This is a genomic window from Mesorhizobium monacense (assembly GCF_056781675.1).
Genome location: NZ_CM165567.1, coordinates 406287 through 427117 on the forward strand (window position 1 = coordinate 406287; position 20831 = coordinate 427117).

14 protein-coding genes and 1 pseudogene are annotated in these 20831 nt (G+C 60.2%); 7 read left to right on the forward strand and 8 right to left on the reverse strand.

Going from position 1 to position 20831, the window contains the following annotated elements; translation table 11 throughout:
* The first annotated feature begins 564 nt into the window (after positions 1 to 564).
* On the forward strand, positions 565 to 1437 hold the full coding sequence (locus AC1RUK_RS01880; protein WP_481837003.1) for an aldo/keto reductase family oxidoreductase: 873 nt from the start codon (positions 565 to 567) through the stop codon (positions 1435 to 1437).
* Positions 1438 to 1629: 192 nt separating this feature from the next.
* Here AC1RUK_RS01880 and AC1RUK_RS01885 read toward each other — a convergent pair whose 3' ends face one another.
* The 3 genes from AC1RUK_RS01885 to AC1RUK_RS01895 form a co-directional block, all read right to left on the reverse strand.
* Positions 1630 to 2097, reverse strand: coding sequence for a hypothetical protein (locus AC1RUK_RS01885; RefSeq protein WP_481837002.1), 468 nt, complete (start codon positions 2095 to 2097; stop codon positions 1630 to 1632).
* A gap of 203 nt (positions 2098 to 2300) precedes the next feature.
* A complete protein-coding gene (locus tag AC1RUK_RS01890) occupies positions 2301 to 3245 on the reverse strand; it encodes a threonine ammonia-lyase (RefSeq protein ID WP_481837001.1) in 945 nt (314 codons plus the stop codon).
* A 467-nt stretch (positions 3246 to 3712) separates the two neighbouring features.
* On the reverse strand, positions 3713 to 4564 hold the full coding sequence (locus AC1RUK_RS01895; protein WP_481837000.1) for a transporter substrate-binding domain-containing protein: 852 nt from the start codon (positions 4562 to 4564) through the stop codon (positions 3713 to 3715).
* 125 nt (positions 4565 to 4689) lie between these two features.
* On the opposite strand from AC1RUK_RS01895, the gene AC1RUK_RS01900 reads away from it, so the two are divergent.
* From AC1RUK_RS01900 to AC1RUK_RS01910, 3 genes and pseudogenes are all read left to right on the forward strand, one after another.
* Positions 4690 to 7089 (forward strand): adenylate/guanylate cyclase domain-containing protein, encoded by a 2400-nt coding sequence (locus AC1RUK_RS01900; protein ID WP_481836999.1) that lies wholly within the window; start codon positions 4690 to 4692, stop codon positions 7087 to 7089.
* Between the two features lie 296 nt (positions 7090 to 7385).
* Positions 7386 to 8403: pseudogene (locus tag AC1RUK_RS01905) on the forward strand (IS110 family RNA-guided transposase).
* 420 nt (positions 8404 to 8823) lie between these two features.
* Positions 8824 to 10056, forward strand: a complete 1233-nt coding sequence (locus AC1RUK_RS01910; protein WP_481836998.1) for an FAD-dependent oxidoreductase — start codon at positions 8824 to 8826, stop codon at positions 10054 to 10056.
* A 124-nt stretch (positions 10057 to 10180) separates the two neighbouring features.
* Here the strand turns inward: AC1RUK_RS01910 and AC1RUK_RS01915 are convergent, their stop codons facing one another.
* The 3 genes from AC1RUK_RS01915 to AC1RUK_RS01925 all read right to left on the reverse strand — a co-directional run bounded on the left by AC1RUK_RS01915 (position 10181) and on the right by AC1RUK_RS01925 (position 11858).
* Positions 10181 to 10756, reverse strand: coding sequence for a dihydrofolate reductase family protein (locus AC1RUK_RS01915; protein ID WP_481836997.1), 576 nt, complete (start codon positions 10754 to 10756; stop codon positions 10181 to 10183).
* Between the two features lie 206 nt (positions 10757 to 10962).
* Positions 10963 to 11496, reverse strand: a complete 534-nt coding sequence (locus tag AC1RUK_RS01920; RefSeq protein ID WP_481836996.1) for an SRPBCC family protein — start codon at positions 11494 to 11496, stop codon at positions 10963 to 10965.
* Positions 11493 to 11858: an ArsR/SmtB family transcription factor gene (locus AC1RUK_RS01925; RefSeq protein WP_481836995.1), complete on the reverse strand. Its 366-nt coding sequence runs from the start codon at positions 11856 to 11858 to the stop codon at positions 11493 to 11495. The genes AC1RUK_RS01920 and AC1RUK_RS01925 overlap by 4 nt, the downstream gene beginning before the upstream one ends.
* A 987-nt stretch (positions 11859 to 12845) precedes the next feature.
* Here AC1RUK_RS01925 and AC1RUK_RS01930 point away from each other — a divergent pair.
* The gene (locus tag AC1RUK_RS01930) at positions 12846 to 14723 is read left to right on the forward strand and encodes a polysaccharide biosynthesis protein (RefSeq protein ID WP_481836994.1); all 1878 of its coding nucleotides are present in this window, start codon (positions 12846 to 12848) and stop codon (positions 14721 to 14723) included.
* Positions 14724 to 15170: 447 nt separating this feature from the next.
* Positions 15171 to 16119 (forward strand): IS630 family transposase gene (locus tag AC1RUK_RS01935; RefSeq protein WP_436173611.1). Its coding sequence is split into 2 segments (ribosomal slippage): positions 15171 to 15506 and positions 15508 to 16119, totalling 948 coding nucleotides; the frame shifts between segments, so codons are not numbered across the junction.
* A 129-nt stretch (positions 16120 to 16248) separates the two neighbouring features.
* Here the strand turns inward: AC1RUK_RS01935 and AC1RUK_RS01940 are convergent.
* Together AC1RUK_RS01940 and AC1RUK_RS01945 are read right to left on the reverse strand one after the other, a co-directional pair.
* Positions 16249 to 17508, reverse strand: coding sequence for an MFS transporter (locus tag AC1RUK_RS01940; RefSeq protein WP_481839607.1), 1260 nt, complete (start codon positions 17506 to 17508; stop codon positions 16249 to 16251).
* A 491-nt stretch (positions 17509 to 17999) separates the two neighbouring features.
* Complete coding sequence (locus AC1RUK_RS01945) at positions 18000 to 19739, reverse strand: adenylate/guanylate cyclase domain-containing protein (protein WP_481836993.1); 1740 nt, start codon at positions 19737 to 19739, stop codon at positions 18000 to 18002.
* Positions 19740 to 19995: 256 nt separating this feature from the next.
* Here AC1RUK_RS01945 and AC1RUK_RS01950 point away from each other — a divergent pair, with 256 nt between their 5' ends.
* Positions 19996 to 20559, forward strand: coding sequence for a tetratricopeptide repeat protein (locus AC1RUK_RS01950; RefSeq protein WP_436170155.1), 564 nt, complete (start codon positions 19996 to 19998; stop codon positions 20557 to 20559).
* The last annotated feature ends 272 nt before the right edge of the window (positions 20560 to 20831 follow it).

Consider the following 20831-nt stretch of genomic DNA (forward strand, 5'->3'; position numbering starts at 1 on the left):
AGCGGCCATCGCTCTGCGTTTCTAGAAAGTCAGGAAAGGGTCAGGGTACGACGCTGTTCGCCACACCCGAAAGTCCGCTTTTCAGATCTGTGCGCCAGAAGCTGCCGGTCTGCTAACGGCCATTAACGGCCTTTCCGGGCCTCGATAATCGCGCGCGCGTTTAATTAGCCACAATGTTAACATGGATCATCCGCCGGCAATGGGTCGCCGTTTGACGCGGATCCGTTCAGTTTCCCGCGCGGAAGGAATGGCAGCTTTGCGCCCAATATAGGCGGTTGAGTAGATCCGAGCCGCATCCCAAAAGCGGCTATCTGTGCGAACAGCCGAGGTGTCACGGTTGTGCCATTTGCCGACGTCGACCTGCTGTTGCCGATGGTTCCCGCAAATGCAGCTTTCGACGACCAGGCCAGAGCCGTGGACTGCGGCAGAGCGGATGCTCTTTCTGCCTACGACGTTGAGATCGAAAATTCATTGTCCGATCCGTCGCGCAGGTGTGTGGATTGTGGCCCGTTACCATAACAATCAACCAACTCTATTTTAGGGCACTGACAAATGGAGATGATCATGTCCACTATCGAAGCAGCCGGCACTTTCACTTTGGGCGAGCGTCGCGTGAAGCGGCTGGGCTATGGAGCAATGCAATTGGCAGGCCCGCACATATTTGGCCCACCCCGCGATCCGGACGCCGCACGCGCGGTGCTGCGCGAAGCCATTGCCCAGGGTGTGGATCATCTCGACACCAGCGACTATTACGGCCCGCATGTCACCAACCGGCTGATTCACGAAGCCCTTTCGCCCTACTCCGACGATCTGGTCATCGTCACCAAGATTGGCTGCGTTCGCGGTTCCGACGCCTCATGGCTGCCGGCGTACTCGGCGAGCGACTTGGCAAAGGCCGTTGAAGACAACCGACGCAATTTGGGGGTCGATAGGATCGAGGTAGTCAACCTACGCATCATGTTCGGCATGGGGGCAGTGGAGGGCTCGATCGAGGCACCGCTGACTGCCCTGGCGGAAATGCAGAGCCGTGGTCTTGTTCGGCATGTCGGTCTCAGCAATGTCACCGCGGCCCAGGTTGCCGAGGGCCGCAACATCACGCCAATTGTTTGCGTGCAGAACCAATACAACCTAGCGCATCGTGAAGACGATGCCCTGGTGGACGAGTTCGCCCGCGACGGCATAGCCTATGTGCCATTCTTCCCTCTTGGCGGCTTCAGCCCACTGCAATCCACCGCTTTGTCGGAGGTGGCGACGCGACTTGGTGCGACGCCGATGCAAGTTGCCCTGGCTTGGCTGCTACATCGCTCGCCCAACATCTTGCTGATCCCCGGCACATCATCGGTGGCGCATCTCAAGGAAAATCTGGCCGCGGCAGAGATCGAACTGTCGGAGTACGACATGGATGTGCTCAACAGCATAGCTGCTACCGCAAACTGACGTTCGATTTCGACACCCATCCCGCAATCAGTTCGTGTGGGGCCGCTACTTTGAGAGCCAGTTGGCGCGCAGATATGTCGCTTTACACGCTGGAGGACTACACTGCTGTGCGCCATGTGATGGCCGCACATTGATAGGAGACTGACGTGAAACACCTCCTGGCTTCGCTTTGTGTTTGGACGCTGGCTGCCGTCATTTCTTGCAGCTCGTGCGGACGTACTCAATCTGCTTGGGAATAACCAGGTTGAGCTGTTTTTTCGGGCCTGCGGCGATCTCGAGAGTCCGCCCTGGCTGTAGCATTGCCCATAATGCCTCCGTGTCCGGTGTCGATACGGACGGCCACCAGTCGTCATCCATGTCGGCGTGCCTAATCTCAGTCGGTATCGTCTCCATCGAGACCTGTCCCACCTTCAGCAGGACACGCCCATTCGATTCGGCAAACCACGCCGCAACTTCACGCTGATCCATCGAAAATTGGATCCACGGGCCGTCTTCGCATCCAATATACGCAAACTTGCATTCGATCGGGTCGTCGCATTCGGCATACCAAAAGGACAACGTCCCTTCGCCGTATTCCGTCATGAGTTCATCCGATTGCGCCTTGGCGGGAGCGGCGATGGCGGCGCAGGTAAGCGCGGCGGCAAATAACAGCGTCCTCATTCCGCCCTCCCCGTTGAAACCAATGCTTAGCGGCTTCGAGGTGCCGCGGAAACGCCCATTCGTCAGGCGAAAGGGCTTCGTTCATTTGCATGACCGCCTCGACCTCCTGATCCGGCACGAAGCCCGGCTCAGTATGCCTTCACCCGTGTGGGCGAGAGCAGGCCCGGTCGTTTGTCCTATGCAGCCGAACGTGACGCACTTCTTTAGTCAAGGATGGCGTCCGGTCCGGCTCCACAAACGATGGCACAAATGCGCTCTCCGCTGTTGACCTGCACCCGTCCTTCAGCAAGCGCCGCCAGGGCGGCGGCGCCGCTGAGATCGGCTGCCAGGCCCATTTCGAACCACAGGCTTTTGGCGGCTCGCAGCATCTCGGCATCGTCGACCAGTACGATCTCGTCGACGCCGCGACGGACAATGTCGAAGATGCGGTCGTCGGTTCTGGCGCAAGACATGGTGGCCACCGAGGTCGTGATCTTGTCCAATGCCACATTATGTCCGGCTTCTAGCCCGCGCAGCAGTACCGGCGACCCTGCCGCCTCGATGCCGACAATGCGGACATGAGGCGCCAGCGCCCTTATCGCGGTCGACACGCCGCTGATCAGCCCGCCGCCGCCCATAGCAACCAGTACGGTTGTCACGTCAGGCATCTGATCGAGAATTTCAAGGCCGACGGTTCCTTGTCCGGCCACCACCGCAGCATCTGCGAAGGGATGGAAATAGACCGCCCCCGTTTCTCTTACGAATGCCTGTGCCGCCTCATTGGATTCGTGCCACGCCGATCCTATGATGCGAGTGGCAGCGCCCCATGCCTCGAGCTTTTCGATCTTGGCCGGCGAGGCGTTGAACGGCAGAAAGATGGTGGTCGGCACACCAGCCATGAACCCGGCCCGCGCCGTGGCAACGCCGTGGTTTCCTCCCGATGCTGCAACGATGCCGCCCTGGATGGCTGCGCGGTCCAGCGACAGCAACTTGTTGGTGGCGCCACGCGCCTTGAACGAACCGGTGACCTGAAGCAGCTCCAGTTTGAGCATCAGCTCGATGCTGCCGGTCAGCGGCGTCTTCAGGTTGGTCGCGGCAATCATCGGCGTGCGCCTGATATTGCCCTCGATGCGGGCGGCTGCGGTGTGGATGTCCTCAATATCGATCAAGCCAGCTCTCCCTCATAGCGGGTCGCGACTGTAGCGCAGCAATTGTCGACGACCACTCGGCCAGGCTGGCGGCGACCGTAGACGATGCCGTCTGACAGGTAACGCACGGTTTCCGGAATTCTGCCGGGATCGCCGAGATTGTGGATGCGGGCGATACATAGAAAGCGCTTTGTGTCAGATGGCAGAATCTTCCGAATGGTCCAGTTTGCGCCTTTTACAACCTTAGGGTCAAACGGCCGCTTTGCGCCCAATGTCCGCCGTTGAGGTCTCCTTCGTTTTTCTCGAAAGCAGACATTCGGCTTGGGCGGTATTATGCCGGACTTGGCCCCGAAGCCGACATCCGGGAAGGTCAACTTTTGACCCGTCTGCGACCTTGGTTGGATGAACGGGGCGTCCCCGCGAGCAGACGTTGGTTGCTTAACCGGGTGACTCCAACGGCTGCCTGATCGCACATCTTTGGCCGGTCGTCATTTTTCCGTTAGGTCGAAATCGAACCACTTCATCGACAGGGTTCGCAAGGTGCCGTCGGCATGCATTTCGTCGACCGTCTTCTTTAGCAGATCGGCTAACGCGGGATCGCCCGGCATGATCGCGACCGACTGCGGCACGCGGTAGAGAGGCTGGCCGATCACCCTGAAAGGCTTGCCGTCCTTGATCAGCGCCATCACGACGGGCAAGTAGTTGACCACGCCGTCCAGTTCCACCCCGTCGCCCTTGGCCAGCGCCTCGAACGCCTCCTCCTCGTGGTCGTAGGTGACGACGATCGGATTGTCGATCTTGTAGACCACCGGCGGCGCGTCGACGATGCCGAACGACTTGCGCCGAAGGTAGAGTTCGTAGTTCGCCGACTTCAGCGCGCCGATGCGCTTACCGCTGGCGTCCGATGGCTTCTTGATCGTCGTGTTGTCGCGATGCACCGCCAGCACGCCGAGCGCATAGTAATAGGTGACGGGGAAGGCCACGTGCTTGGCGCGTTCGGCCGTCGGTGTCATGCTGTTGACCACGATGTCGTAATTGCCGTTCCACTGACCGGTGGTCTGCTCCTCCCATGTATAGATCGAGCCGTCCTTGCCAGTGACGTACTTGACCTCGACGCCGAGACGCCGGCCGATCTCGCGCAGCACCTCGACATCGAAGCCCATCAGCTCGCCATCCTCGTCTTTGATGACGTAGGGCGGCCAGATATCAGGATAGGGCGACAGAAGCTGACCGCTTTGCTTGATCCTGTCCAGAGTTTCCCCGGCCAAGGAGGGGGCCGAGAAAGCTGCCAGCACCGCGCAGGCGAAGGAAACAAGTGGCCACGCCCTGTTCGAGCCCATGCCATATCCCCCGCTAGGCGGCTTTCAGCAAGATTGACCTTGCGTTATGCTAAATTAGCATTGTCTCGAGGAACATTCCACCATGATCGGTGACGGCCTCAAAAGGCCCATGCCTGGCGTTTGACATGTTGCTTGCGCTTGCAAGGCACGGCGTTGCGCTGAAGATCCTCACCGGGCTGGCGCTTCTGGTGCTGCTTACCGTTTTGGGCGGCGTCGTCGCGATACACTCGTTCCGGGAAGCAAACAACGTCTTCACTACGGTTGCTTCGACGCAGATCGACACCATGTCGGACGCGGCCGAACTCAGGGAACACACGCAGGCCATCGCCTCGCTGGCGCCCGGCCTTTTCGCACGCGAGCTCAACGAGGGGTCGTTGCTCGATTTCACGACCAAGGCGTTCAACCAGCAGAACCAGCTCCAGGCCCTGATCGACAAGTTGTCGAGCCAAGTCAAGGACAGCCAGGGCCTGGCCTCGATCAACGCCGAAGCTTCGGCCCTGTTCGACAATGCCGACAGCCTGTCTACAGCGATCTACGAGAAGGCGGCGCTGCAGGACAGCATCGACAAGGCTATCGGCGAGCTTGTCGCCATCAGGGACAACGCAACGGGTGCGCTGGAGCACAAGGCCTTCGGCGAAGCGGCGGTTGCCATTGCGATACGGTCGTGGATCGCCGCCTTCAACGCCTTGAATTCGACGGCCCTGGAGTCGTTGGCCACCACGCAGCCCAACGCACTCTCGGTGATGGCAGCAGACATGGCGTGGCATCTGCGCGAGGCAGAGATCGCCGTGCAAAGCGCGACCGGCGCTGAGCCCCTGCTCGGCGCATTGCAGAAGCGTCTGGCGGCAATCGCGGGCGGGCCGCAGGGCTTCATTATCCAACGCCAGAAGCTTCTTTTGGCCGAGCGGGAGATCGAAGACCTGTTCCAGAAGAACGAGCAGATCTCGGGCCGCTTGGCCGCAGCGGTAGATCTGGTGGTCGAGAGCATCCGCAACGACGTCGCCGCGCAGAACCAGACGTTGAACGCCACGCTCGCCGGCCGGTCCCGCCTCCTGCTGATCATGGGATGCCTCGGGCTCACCGGCGCGCTGGCCGTCGGTGCATTCACGCAGATGTCCGTGGTCGGCCGGCTCAACAGGCTCCGCAGGGCGATGACCGGAGGCCACGCGTCCGAAGACGCGCTCGATCTCACGAGGGGCAGCGATGAGATAGCCGAGATGGCGCAGTCCGTCGTCAACTACGTCAACGAGATCAACCGGCGCGAGGAGGACATCAAGCGCAGCAGCTTGCGGCTCACTTCCGCGATCGAGACGCTGCCCACCGGCTTTTCGTTGTACGACGCGGAGGACCATCTCGTGGTCTGCAATACTCGCTACAGGGAGCTTCTATACCCCGGGATTGAGGATTTCGTGCAGCCCGGACAGTCGTTCGAAATGGTCGTACGCAAGTCGATCGAACGAGGGCTCATCCTCATTCCGCACGGCGGCATCGACGAATGGGTCGCCGAACGGATCGAGCATCACCGCAATCCGCATGGCCTCACAGTTCAGCAGCGTGCTAACGGTGTCTGGGTAGAGATTGGGGAACGACGCGCCGAGAACGGCGACATTGTCGCCATTTACACGGACATCACCGAGCACAGGAACTTCGAGGCGCAAATCATCGCGGCCCGCGAGAACGCAGAGCGGGCCAAAGATGTCGCCGACGAGAAGAGCCGGACGCTCGAGCGGCTGTCCGAGCGGCTGTCGAAATATCTCTCGCCACAGGTCTTCGCCTCGATCTTCACCGGCAAGAACGACATCACGATATCCTCGTCACGCAAGAAGCTGACGATCTTCTTTGCGGATGTGGCCGACTTCACCGAAACCACGGATAGCATGGAGTCGGAAGAGCTCACCGCCCTGCTTAACCATTACCTGACCGAGATGTCCCGGATTGCGCTGAGCCATGGGGCGACGATCGACAAGTATATCGGTGACGCAATCATGATCTTCTTCGGCGATCCCGAGACGCGCGGCGTCAAGGAGGACGCTGTCGCCTGCGTAAACATGGCGGTTGCCATGCAGCGGCGCATGCGCGAGCTGGAAGCCGATTGGCGCGGGCGCGGCATCCAGCGCCCCTTCCGCATGCGCGTGGGCATCAACACCGGCTTCTGCACGGTCGGCAATTTCGGAAGCGAAGACCGGATGGATTATACCATCATCGGCAGCGAGGTTAATCTTGCGTCGAGACTGCAGTTCCATGCAGAACTTGGCGGCATTCTACTCGCCCACGAGACCTACGCTCTGGTCAAAGACTTATTCCCCACCGAAGAGCAGAACCCGATCGTCGCCAAAGGCTTTGCCGACCCAATTAGGGTCCATAAGGTGCTGGGAGTGCACGATCAGGTTAACGGCACCAATGGCGTCATATCTGCGCACATGGACGGCGCCGAGATGCATATCGACATCGAAAAGCTGTCCGAGGCCGATCGCGTGGCCCTCAGAAATCTCGCGCAGGACCTCGTCCTGAGGCTTCAGCCGTAGAAATCTGCAGTATTTGACGCCTTCCATTCAGGGACCGGCATTATTGCCTTCGCCATAAATCCGCAGCTGCGGTTTGGCCCTAGAGTGTAAGTCTCAAGTGGCTAGAGCCTAACCGGTAAACCTGACCCAACGAACGCCCGCTCATGGCGCGCAAAGCGGTCCGCACTACGCTGGATGAAAAGTCGGCTTTCCAGCCCCATCATCCTGGAAGCGGACGTTCCGCTTGTGATGCGGTGGACGGCTCTCCACCCCCCTTGCGGCTATAGTCGCGGGGTTAGAGCTGGAGGAGAGCTGCCATGGGCATTGCTACGACGATTGGTCTGGATCTCGCGAAGTCGGTCTTTCAAGTACACGGCGTGGATGCGGCTGGCGAGGTTGTCATCCGCAGGAAACTGACCCGTGGGCGGGTCCTGGGGTTCTTCGAGAATCTGCCCCGATGCCTCGTCGGGATCGAGGCATGCAGCTCCTCGCACTATTGGGCTAGAGAACTGATTGCACGAGGCCATGATGTGCGGCTGCTTCCTGCGCAGTATGTGAAGCCCTACTTGAAGCGGCAGAAGAACGATGCGGCCGATGCTGAGGCCATCTGCGAGGCTGTGACCCGGCCGACCATGCGCTTCGTACCGGTAAAGACGCCCGAGCAGCAGAGTGTGATGATGTTGCACCGCGTTCGGTTGATGCTCAACCGCCAGCGCACCCAGCTATCGAACGCGTTGCGGGCGCATCTCTCGGAGTTCGGTATCGTGGCGCCGATCGGGCGGGGCGGCATCGAGCAGCTGCTTGCCGTCATCAACGACGAGAACGACCCGAGGGTGCCAGCTGACGCACGGCTCTGCCTGCAGATGCTCGAGGCGCGGCTCAGGGTCGTGAAGGCGCAGATACTCGAGAATGATCGAAGGGTCCGGGCGAGTGCGAGAGAGACCGAGCTTGGTCGCAGGTTGATGGAGATACCAGGCGTGGGCCCGTTGCTGGCGAGTGCGTTCGTGGCGACCGTCGCCGATGCGCACGCTTTCAAGTCGGGGCGCTGCCTCTCGGCCTGGATCGGGCTCGTGCCGAAGCAAAACTCAAGCGGGGGCAAGGAGAAGCTCGGCAGCATCTCCAAAGCCGGCAATCGTTACTTGCGCCAGATGCTCGTGGTCGGCGCGATGGCGGTCATCCGTTATGCCGAGCGGAACGGGACTAGGCGGCCATGGCTAGCTGATGACCCGGCGAACGACCAAGGTTGCAGCGGTTGCGCTCGCCAACAAGACCGCCCGGATGGTCTGGGCGTTGATGACAAGCGGCGAGCGCTACAGGGAGCCGGTCATCGCATAGAACGAGACAAGGCGAGCGAACGCCGACGAGGTTGGAAGGGCGGACAGGAGCTAATGCACAAAGCCGGTTGATACCGCCGGATCAGGAGAACCCAATTGGGCCGTGCACCTTCGAGTGCGAGCTTTCGATCGGGACCTGAGCCGCGCGAATGGCATTATGGCCAGCGGCATATGAAGAGCCGCACCTACAGGTCGGATACATGGCCGCACCAACCAGCAACTGCAGAGCGCTCAAATAGAACCCTTGCCAACGGAGAGCCGTCCATACATGGCCCAATATCGGACGACGGATAGCTGCTCATCCTGCTGTGCGGACTGGCAAAACGTGAGGAGCAACTTCCATCGGCCCGCTGACGGGGCATTGACGTTCCGTGATTGACTGAATAGGCCCTGTGTCAGGCGAAGCTGCCCCGGCATTCTCATGGATCGTCCTGAATACGACCTAATCATTGTTGGTGGTGGTCTTGCAGGCTCTTCGCTGGCCATTGCCCTTGCCAGTCGCGGCGCCAGGATCCTCATTGTTGAGCAGCAGGATCCATTCAGGGATCGTATCCGTGGCGAAGTTCTCATGCCTTGGGGAAGCGTTGAGGCCAAGCGCCTGGGCATATACGACCTCCTCCTCGAAGGCTGCGCCATCGAGGCAGCCTACTATTCAAGATTCAGGAGTGGCGCATCTCCCGTAGTGAGGGATCTGCTTGCGACGACCCCTGCAGCCACCTGCTGCATGACGTTTCCACATCCGGCGATGCAAGAGGTTCTTCTGGCGCATGCCGAGGCTCTGGGGGCTGAGGTTCGGCGCGGGGAAGCCGCTGCCAGCGTTACATTTGGAAACGTGCCACGGGTTCATGTCGGCAGCGACAAAGGTCTCTCTGCCCGCCTGGTCGTTCTGGCGGACGGTCGAGACTCACGACTGCGCTCGTCTCTCGGCTTTGAGGTGCGACATGACCCGGAGCAGCTTGTCACGGCGGGCATGATTCTTGAAGGCGATGTCGACTGTTCGGAGTTTCTCGCCGGCAGCGCTCCATCATCGGCGAGCACTATCAACCTCTTCTATGATCCCCGGGGCGGGCGAATGGTGATCGCGATGCGCATTGCGCCTGGGCGCAACCGCATCTACCTCATCTACCACAAAGATGTCTTGCCGAAACGCCTGTCGGGCCGACACTCGGTCGACGAAATGGTACTTCAACTCCAGGCGGTGGGCGCTCCAAGCCACTGGTTTGACCGATCCCGGCAGGCCGGCCCCTTTGCGAGCTTCGACGGATCACATCGCTGGGTCGACAAGCCTTATCGCGAAGGTGTGGTTCTGATCGGCGATGCTGCGGCCGCTACCGATCCAGCGTGGGGGAGGGGGCTGTCGAGGACGCTCCGGGATGTCCGGCTGCTGAGAGACCGATTGTTGCAGAGTTCTGATTGGCAATCGGCAGCGGATGATTATGCCATGGACCATGATGATTTTTACGGCCGGATGCGACGTCTGGAAGCAATGGAGACAACTTTGCTGTTCGAGCGCGGTGACGCGGCCGATCGGCGGCGCGAGCATGCGTTTACCCTCTTCGGCCAGGATCCGACACGTGTTCCGGATGTCACCGGTTTGGGACCGGAGGCGCCGTCAGACGATCGGGCTCGGGCGCGCTATTTCGGGGAGGCCTGAGATCGCGAGCACACTGACGCGCGATGCCGGAAGTCTTGACGCCTTCGGAGGCAAGGTTCCTTGCCTCCGAAGACATCGGGCTGCGACGTGTCGTGTAGGCCGGAGAAACGCTGGTTTGGTTCGCTCAGCCGATTTTGTAGATCAAACTGAGCCGGCCGCCCGGCAACTGCTCGACCTTGGTGAGCTCCAGGTCGCGGCGCTGCGCGGTGGTCGAAAACAGCACCTTTCCGTCACCGGCGATCAGCGGATAGAGGACGAGGCGAAGCTCATCCACCAGCCCGGCCTCGGTCAGGCTGTCGACGATGGTCGAGCCGCCCATCAGGTAGATGTCCTTGCCGGGCTGACGCTTGAGCGCTGCGACATCGTCGTTGGAGTGCAGGAACTTGGTCATCGGCCAGTTGGCGGACTTCAGCGTGTTCGACAGCACATAATGTGGTGTCTTGGCGGCGAAGCGCGCCCAGGGCAGTTCCTCCCGCGCGGCGAGCTTGCCGGTCATCGGCAGCGGCTGGTCGGGCGCATCCTGGATCGCGGTCCAGTATTGTTCGTAGCCCGGATACATGCGGCCGCCAAGCACACAGGCATCGACCTGATCCATCAGCCCATAATCCTCCGACCAGGCATGGACCCAGTCGGCGATGCCCGTCGGTCCCTCCGACTTGCCATCGACGGAAATCTTCATGGCGGCGATCAATTTACGCATAGCATTCTCCTTGGCGCTCAAGGCGCGATTGTCCGGCCGCACAGCCGGCGGTTGAAATCTTCAGGAATGGGATTGGGAAGCCGCCGGCAAAAGCAGCGGTTATCAAGCGAGCACGCGCTCGCTTTCAGTCATCGGTCAGGCAGTCTTATCGGTCAGTCTTGTGGTCGTTCCGGTTCGTCTCCTTCCTGTTGATCGCGTCCTTCGGTTCAGGCCGGCAGGCGCCGGTCGTAGTCCTGCCTCAGTCTCGCCCACCCGTCCCAGAACGGTTCGGGCTGCTCGCCGCGCAAGCGGGCGGCGAGAATGTCGAGGTGGATGTGCCAGCCGGGGGCTATGTTGAGCATCATCGAACGGTCGCCCAGGCGGCGATGGATAATGGTGAGCAGCACGTCATTGCCTCGCGGGGTCAGCTCGAAGGTGACGCCGCCGGTGCTGCCCCAGGTGATGACGAGGCGGTGCGGGCGGTCGATCTCGATAATCTCACCCGGCATGCTATGCACGGCTGGGAATCCCGGCGGGCGCTCGCCGGCCGGCTCGGTCAGTTCGTCATTGCGCCAAGTGAACTCGAAGGCAGCACCAGCCGAAGTGCCCATCGGGCCTGCCGCCATCCATTGGCGGCGCAGCTCCGAATCGGTGATGTAGGCCCAGATGCGCTCGGCCGGACCGGGCAGCAGCCGTTCGATGGTCAAGGTGGCAGGTTCAGTGAGCGTGCCATAGCCATTCGCGGCGGGTTGTTCGTTCATTTGTCGTCTCCCTTCTTTTCCACCGATTTGCGGGCATCGTCCTTCCGCAGCAATCGTTCCAATATGTCGAGTCGCCCCGTCCAGAAGCGCGAGTAGGATCCAAGCCACTCATGTGCGCTAGCCAGCGGCCCGGCTTCGAGGTGGCAGATATGCGTGCGCCCCAGCACTTCGCGGCGGATCAGTCCGGCATTCTCCAGCACCTTGATGTGCTTGGAAGCCGCTGCCAGCGACATCGGGAACGGTTCGGCCAGCTGGCTCACCGTGCGCCCGCCGCCGGCGAGTTCGCGTAGCATCTGCCGGCGGGTCGCGTCGCCAAGGGCATGAAAGATCTGGTCCATCTCGCTTGTTAGTAATTCAACCATGTGGTTGAATATGCATAAACGGCTGCTGATTGTCAACCGGTTGGTTGAGTATTATTTTGGGGCTGAAATGATGAACTTCCGGCGCGGTGCGGTCGATGTCCACGGCCACCATCGCCGGTATTCAAGACCGGAGAATTGTTTGGACTTTGAAGGTGGTAGAGGGACACGAACCCGAAACCAACCTTCTCTGGCTCGGCGTGATCAACATCCGCTTCTGGTTCCAAGAATTGATGACACGCTCAGGACGTCCGCTTTGCGCCGCATCTCGGCCATTGAAGTTAGCTCGGCCACTGCCTTAAAGCCGACATTACCGGCGACCGCGCTGGAGGTCGCGGTTGCGCCACTAGCGGGCATAGCGAGAAGCCATCGGTTACGTCTGCTTAGACGTCGAAAGTGTTCTCTAATGGGTCAAGGGGCGGCGGCTCGATTTGAGCGCTGTCGACGCTTTCGGGTGCCTGCGTTCTCTGCGAGGTCAAAGGCACTTGATGGAGTCAGCTGGGTATGGAGCGGCTTGTTTGAAATCGCAGTCGGGCTGACGATGGACCGCCTTGTCCAGTTTGGCGACATTGCCGATCTTTGAAAGGTCAAGTTCCTCGAGGAAGCCTTCGGCGCCCTGCCAGACAGTGTGGCCTCCGACATCGACAAGATGCCATCGCACCCGCTTCGACCATCGCCTTGAACTTGGCGTCCTCCCTCGGGGAAGTGTTGATAATCGCCGCGTGAACGATCCCCATTTTCAGACGTTACTGGCACATGTCAGCGCCAGAGCCCTATACTGCGACTCCGAGCGACCGAACCTCGGCTGTTCGGACATTGGACGTCGGCGGATCGAGTTGATCGCCGCCTTTTGTCGAAGGGTCTAAACTAGTGTCTCCAGAAGAATGCAAACAGCGAGAGCGTGTTTATGCTGGAGACAAAACGACTCGGTCCTGGCGAGTTTCTCGACTGTTAGTATTGCGGGGCTTGGCGCTGGTGCACGATGGCATAATGGGCGCTGCCGCGATGTTTCTTTCCATCGTGTTGAGGTTTGATTTCGATATTGTTGTTCGAAACTTGACGAATTTCCTTGGTGCGGCGACTCTATTTGGCCTTATTGTCATCGGCGTCGGTTTTTCGCTTGGACTGAACCGTGGAATTTGGCGCTATGCGTCGCTACCGGATCTCCTGGCAATCACCTATGCAGCTAGCGCGTCCGTTGCTAGTTTCACAGTGGCCCAATTCCTGCTGGATCGACTGGCCTTGATTCCCCGTTCTTCGATCCTTATCGCCTGGGCCTTCCTGATCGTACTGCTAGGCGGGCCGCGTGCCGCGTATCGGCTCTATCGCAATCGCCACGACACCGGTCGCTTGTTCGATCGCGGCACCTGTAAGTTCGTGCTGCTGGTTGGAGCCACCGACAACGCCGACGCCTTCGTGAGGACCATTAATGAGAGAAACAGTGCCTCATTTGTAGTCCTTGCGATAATCGACGAACGGGATCGCAGGACCGGGCGTTCTATTCGCGGGATTCCAGTGTTGGGTCCGCTGGAAAGACTGCCGCAGATCCTCAATCGATTCGAGGCCCAGGGGCGCCGGCCCGAGGCGCTCATCCTGACGCGTTCGCGCGAGGATTATCAGCGGCACGCCAGCATCGAGGCGTTGGTTGAGATTGCGGCGCAGCAGAAAGTCGAAATCCTGAAGCTCCCGAACCTCCTCGACATGCAAAGCATCGATGCTGAAATCGAACTGCGTCCGATCAAGTTGGAAGATCTCTTGCAACGACCGCCCGTTAGGCTTGATGCGCCCAAGATCGCCTCGATGATCGAGGGCAGGACCGTCATGATCACCGGCGCGGGCGGTTCGATTGGATCCGAGCTGGCGCGTCAGGTTGCGGCCCTGACCCCCCGGACCCTCGTTCTTGTGGACGCCAGCGAGCACCTTCTCTACTCTATCAAGACTGAACTCACTGGCACCAGCCCGAGCCTCGAGCTGTATGCTGCCCTCTGCAACGTGCGCGAAAAGGACGCCGTCAACAGAATCGTCGCGGCCCATAGACCCGACGTGCTGTTCCACGCAGCAGCACTCAAGCACGTGCCGATCGTTGAGGCTCAGCCGCTTGAAGGCCTTTTCACCAACGTGATCGGGACGCGCAATGTTGCTGAGGCCGCGCTTCGTGCCAACGTCTCCACGATGATTATGGTGTCGACCGACAAGGCTGTGAACCCCGCAAACGTTATGGGCGCGACCAAGCGGATGGCGGAGATGTTCTGCCAGGCAATGGATCTCGACTCGGCGGTCAACGGCACACGTTTCGTCACGGTTCGGTTCGGGAACGTCCTGGGCTCTGCCGGATCCGTGGTCCCGCTGTTCGAGAACCAGATCAGGGCCGGCGGCCCTGTGACGGTTACCCATCCGGAGATGGAACGCTTTTTCATGACAATTTCGGAAGCCTGCCTCCTCGTCCTGCAGGCGGCGGCGCATAGCCACGCGCGGCAGGAGGAGCGCGGCCGAATTTACGTTCTCGACATGGGCTCGCCGGTGAAGATCGTCGATCTTGCTCGAAATCTCATCCGCCTCTCGGGGCGCCGCCCGGACACCGATATTCAGATAGTCTACACCGGGCTTCGGCCTGGGGAAAAACTCTACGAGGAACTCTTCGACAACAAGGAAACCTTGAGCGGGACCGGTGCGTCGGGGATCCTGGCCGCATCTCCACGGTCGATCGAGGGAGCGCTGATCGTGCGCATCTTCGACGAGATGAAGCGCAGGATCGACGCCCAAGATTTGCCCGGCGCCCTACGGCTTCTGAAATCGACCGTCGGGGAGTTTACTCCGGGGAGCGAGATTCACCTGCTGATGAGGGGGGAGGACTCGAGCAAGCACTGAACCTCATCGCGTGCACACCGACGGCCGCCTGCGAAGCTGACAATCGCAAGACCCTCATTCGCCATTGTGCGCCGGCATCCGAAACCCTTCACAGAACGCAACTGAACGACCGCAAAGGGATGGAATATTGCTATTCGTCTCGTCGATGGGAACGGACAAGTAGCGCCATGTCCAGTCATTCCAGAGAGCGAGGTCGAATGCCCGCTCATGGCCCGAGATAGGACACGCCGCTGTAGAGAGCGGCTGAGCGAAGCGCACAATTTACAGATGGGGCAAGCGACACAGCGACGCATTCCCGACGGGATTTGTCAGACTTGCCGCCTGATCAAGGCGCAGCCGCGAGCCGAGCAGCGCCCCTAGAGCGTTTCATTTCTTGAGAGAATCGTAGGATTCCCAAAGCAGCTGGTTTGTGATTCAAGATGCTGGCTGGACGGAGGCCAGCGTCTGATGACACGAGCCCTTTCGAACGATCTTCGTGAGCGTGTTGTTGAAGCCGTCGGCACCGGCGAGAGCTGCCGTGTGGTGGCGTCGCGTTTTGGCGTCGCAGTGTCCTCGGTGGTGAAGTGGTCGCAGCGTTACCGTGCCACCGGCTCGGTTGCGCCGGGCAAGATGGGTGGACACCGCAAGCGTATTCTGGAGCCGCATCGGGCCTTCATCGTGGAGCGGATCAACCAGACCTCTGATCTGACGCTGCATCGGCTGAAGGATGAGTTGGCCGCACGCGGGGTGATGGTCTCGCACAACGCGGTCTGGGTGTTCTTGAGGCGCGAGGGCCTGAGCTTCAAAAAAAACGCTGTTCGCTCTTGAGCAGGCCCGAGCCGACATCGCTCGTCGCCGCCAGCGCTGGAGGTCGTGGCAGGGTCGCCTCGATCCGGCGCGTCTGGTCTTCATCGACGAGACGTGGATCAAGACCAACATGGCCCCACTTCGCGGCTGGGGGCCAAGGGGACAGCGCCTGCGCGGCTTTGCCCCACATGGCCATTGGCGAACCCTGACCTTCCTGGGCGCATTGCGCTGCGACGAACTCACCGCGCCATGCGTCTTCGACGGCCCGATCAACGGTGAATGCTTCCGCGCTTATGTCCGTCAGCAACTGCTCCCGACCCTGCGGCCAGGCGACATCGTGATCATGGACAATCTGGGCAGCCATAAATCTGCAGCCATCCGTCACGCCATCAAGGCCGCCGGCGCAAGGCTCTGGTTCCTGCCGCCCTATTCACCCGATCTCAACCCGATCGAGCAGACCTTCGCCAAGATCAAACATTGGATGCGCCACGCCCAGAAGCGAACTATCGAAGACACCTGGCGCCATCTCGGCACCCTCGTCGGAACAATCAAGCCAGACGAATGCGCAAACTACTTCAACAACGCTGGATACGCTTCCGTCAAAACATGAAGGAGTCTAGACGGACATATTCGACTGGGAAAAGCCCAGCTTCTTCGGCTTGTGTTCGCGCATGCAAAATAGAACGCGGTTTGGGGGATCCGGAGTCGATCGGCTGATTTGCCCGCAACGGGCCTTGGTTCACTCTGCGGCCGGGCCGGTTCGTGGATCCAGCCGCAGCGATTCGGGCGTCCCAGCCCGCTCGGCCGGCAGTGTCCTGAACGCCTCCTTGCCAGCCTGCGATACCGGAGCGCGGCTGAGAATGCGGACCAGCGCGCATGCGGCGAGCAGAGTGTGGGCGAGAGCAGTAGCGAGGAACAAGCTTTCGGGTCGCATCGCGGCCATCAGCATGGCCGCCAGCACCGGCCCGACCATCGTGCCGAACCCATACAACAGTAGCAGACCGCTCGATACCTTGACGAACTCGTCTGGACGGGCGTGGTCGTTGGCATGTGCCACTGCGACCGAATAGAGGGTGTAGGAGAGGGCACCGTAGGCTGCGGTGGCAACTATGACCAATGCGGCAGACCGCGGCTGGAGGACGAAGACGAGAAGCGCGAAGGCGGCCGCTCCGACCGCTGCACCGGCCAGCACATGGCGGCGGTCGGTGATATCGGAGAGCCGGCCCACCGGAAACTGGAGAGCGGCACCGGCGAGAACAACCGCGCTTGCCATCACTGCAATGCCCGCGTTGCTGATTCCGATACGGGCACCATAGACGGCTCCGAGCGTTCCCCAGGCTCCATTGGCAACGCCGGTCAGGAAACAGCCGATCAGGGCTAGCGGTGAAGTGGCATAGAGGCCTTTCAGATCAAGGGCGACATCCTCTAGCGGTTTTGGCGTCGCTGCCGATGACACTGCCGTTGGGATTAAGGCGAGGCAGAAGAAGATCCCGGCGACCATGAACAGTGAAGCGTTCCTCACGTCGCCTATGGCGACAATCATCTGGCCGGCCACGATCGAGACATAAGACACGATCATGTAGAGGCCGAAGACGCTGCCGCGGGTCTCATTGGTCGCCTTTTCGTTCAACCAGCTCTCAATGACCATATAGGCGCCGGCCATGGCGAACCCTGTGAAGGCGCGCAGAGCGATCCAAACATACTGCTCGACTATCAAACCCGTCAGCAGCGTGATGACTGCACCAGCCGCTGCAAAGGTGCCGAACGCGCGGACGTGCCCGATCCGACGGACAAGCCGAGGTGCTAAGATGCAGCCGGCGACGAAGCCGCCCGCCCAAGCGGTTCCGAGCAAGCCAAGGGACGCAGTCGAGAACCCCTCCGCCTGCCCGCGCAGCGGCAAGAGCAACCCATGCAACCCTGTTGCTGCAAGCAGGAAGCCCGTGCCGCGAAGAAGCGACAGGATGGGGCGATAGCCGAGAGGTAAGAGGTAACCTAGCATCGTCCGACAGGGCACAACAGCCTTGGCACCCACACTAAACTGGCCGCCGGCCGCATAATGTCAACGCATGAGGCCTACATGAGTCCGCTTTCCACCTTTGAGCGGTCACTGCCGCCTTGCGATAAGAAGGTCCCCTTGGGGTTAGGTCACGACAATACTTGCACCGGACTGAATGTCCGCTCTTGAAGATCGGCAGCCGGAAGCTGCCAGTCCGCTGTCGGCCCCTCAGCGGCCTTTCCGCACCTCAATCATCGCTCGCCGTTTAATTGGCCACAATGTCAGCATGAATCGTCCACCGGATAAGGTCGCCTTTGACCGAGGCCGACATACGTCTTCCACGGTGCGAAAGGCAGCTTCGCGCCGCATGGCAGTCGTTCCTACGGTCCCGTGTATTCACCAAAAGTGGACATCGCTAATGCCACAGCTCCGCGCGAACAAAGGAGTCGCTTCCCCGAGCATGCACTTGCGGGTCCCGGCCTAGCCTGTAAAAGCTACGACCGCGCCTGTTCCGGTAGACCCGCCTTGCGAAGGCCATCGAGCAAAGGTTCGATCGCTCCAGGATCGGCGTGGGGAAGCAGCATGATTAGCTCATGCAAAGACACGTCTGGTTTGATTTCGAGTGCAGCAGCCAGCGCATGCTCCATGAGCGAAGCGTGCTCGAGATGAGCGTGGGCTGACGCCAGCATGAGCCAAACCAAATGGTGCTTTTTCGGCAAGTGATCCAAAGCCTCTACTGCTTCATCGTATCGGCGCAAGTCGAACAAGATTCCACCACGTATTAGCCAGAACCAAAGTGGTGAAAAGACGCTTCTTCCCAGCGCTTCGTCGATAGCCACCAAGGCCTCCGCCTGGCGGCCGGAAAATCGCAGCCAGTGTGCGCGGTCGGCGCGAATTTGGGCGTCAACGGGGTTTAGTGCGATAGCGCGATCGAAATGCATGCCAGCCCGCTCATACTGGCGCGACCAAAGCGCTACAATACCGTTGGCATGGTGAACGGTGGGGTCGCTGCTGTCCAGTTCCAAGGCTCGTTGTCCCGCGATCGAAGCGTCTCGCAACGTCCCCGGGTTGGCGTCGAACCAATATTGCCCGAGATGAGCGATAGCCAACCAGGCGTGAGCCTGGACAAACGAAGGATCGATCGCTACCGCTCTGGAAAAGAGCGGAATGGCCTCCCTTTCATGATTGGCGTCACAGAGTTCTCGGCCTTGCAGAAAAAAATCATAGGCCGTCCAGCTTGATGTTGGACGCTTCCGAACCTGAACCGCTGCTGCCGCAACCATTCTCCCCTCAAGCGTCGATGCTACCGCTGCAACGACCTCGTCCTGCACGACAAAGATATCGAGGGATTCGGTGTCGTATCGCTCGGCCCAGATATGGTTGCCGGACTTGGCGTCAATCAACTGCGCCGTGATGCGAATGCGATCACCCGCCCTGCGCACGCTGCCTTCAACGACATAGTTTGCGCCTATATTCCGCGCCGCTTGGACAGAATTTGCCGCTTTGCTCGCAAGCTGGAACGACACGTGACGCGCCGCGACAGTCAGGTTCTTGAAGCGCGACAGTTCGGTTATGATGTCTTCGGTAATGCCATCCGAAAGATATTGCTGACCGGCGTCGCCGCTCATGTTGTCAAATGGCAGCACGACGATGGACGGTTTTGTGGCGGCGGAACTGTCTGTGACGTAGACACCCATCCGTTCGACTTTCGTGCCAACGCGGTAGGCCCGCACCGGTCTCGCCATATTCTTGAGCTCAACCTCGCCGAGATCCTCGAAAGGGGCGTCGACCTTGTCTCTCGTCTCCTCGTATACCTTCGCCGAAATGCAGATCCCTCCTGGTTCCGCCAAGGCTTCGAGACGGGCCGCAACGTTGACGCCTTCGCCGTAGAGGTCAGAGCCTTCGCCAATCACGTCGCCGAGATTGATACCGATGCGGAGAACAATGTGACGCTCCTGCGCCACGGTGTTGTTGGCTTGCGACATTCTTGTCTGGAGTTCCAGCGCAGCTTCGACCGCATGCACTGCGCTGGAGAACTCCATCAGTACTCCATCGCCCATAAGCTTGACGATACGCCCGCCATGCCCGCGGATGAGAGGCTGTAGTATGTCGCTGCGGCGGTGCTTCAACGCCGCCAGGGTGCCGACCTCGTCAACTTCCATCAATCGGCTGTAACCGACAACATCGGCTACCGCTATCGCGGCAAGGCGGCGCCGGACGCGTTCATCAGCCATATTACGTTCGCCTCGGAAGCCGGTCTCGGTGTAGATTACGTACGTCTTATCGCCGAGTCCACAATGACGGATGCTCGGAACGGTAAGCTCGCGAGTCCCCGTAGCCCACACAAATTTCCCTCCTAAAGAGGCCGCATTGTAAGATCGTGTTATGTTTTGAATGACTAGGTCCGAGCCGCCCGTTCCGAACAGGGAGCTTTGCGCGGCAACGCTGGCCGCGCGAGTCCAACTCGGCATCTCTTTGGCCGCAGACGAGATGGAGCCTGCAATCGCCATGGCGGAGCAGGCAATTCACTTGGCGCCGGAAGACCCCTGGTCCCATTTTGCAGCTGGCTACGCACACATGGTTGCTCGCCATTCTACCGAGGCGTTAGAGGCGCTCAACGAGGCCATTGCGATCAATCCAAGCTTTGCCCTCGCTCATTTGATTCTCGGCTCGACTTACGGTTACGCGGGGTCGGGCGAAGAGGGACTTCATCACCTGGCACTCGCTGAACAAATGAGCCCGCGGGACTCTAGCCAGTCCGCGATCTTCGCAACCGCGGCTACTTGCCACTTCGTCCTTGGTCGTTACGCGGAGGCGATCGCACTGGGCCGACGAGCAGTGCAATTGCGGCCTCACTTCGGCACTGCGTGGCGAACACTCTCGGCATCATCAGGCATGGGGGGCGAAATCGAAACCGGCCGGCAAGCTTTGGCTCACGCGAAAAATCTCCATCCAACTCTCACGCTGGACTGGATATCGCGCTTCCACCCAATCGTGCGCAAGACCGACCTCGATCGCTATCTCGCTGGGCTCCGAGCGGTAGGCTTGGACTAACAACACCGCGTTAGCTCGCCCAGCTCGTCAAGGTACTCCGCAGTCAAGCGTTGAACGTCCTCTATCGTTCTTCACTGACCACAAGCGGACCGACTGCTTCCGGCCCAACTGCGGTCATTCGAGAACTGGCGGCGGATGACCGCTTTTGGCGCTATTTGCCCGTTCGGGCAAATAACCCCGAAGGGCAACTTTCCACCGATAGTGTTCTCTAATGGGTCAAGAGGCGGCAGCTCGATTTGAGCGCTGTCGACGCTTTCGGGTGCCTGCGTTCT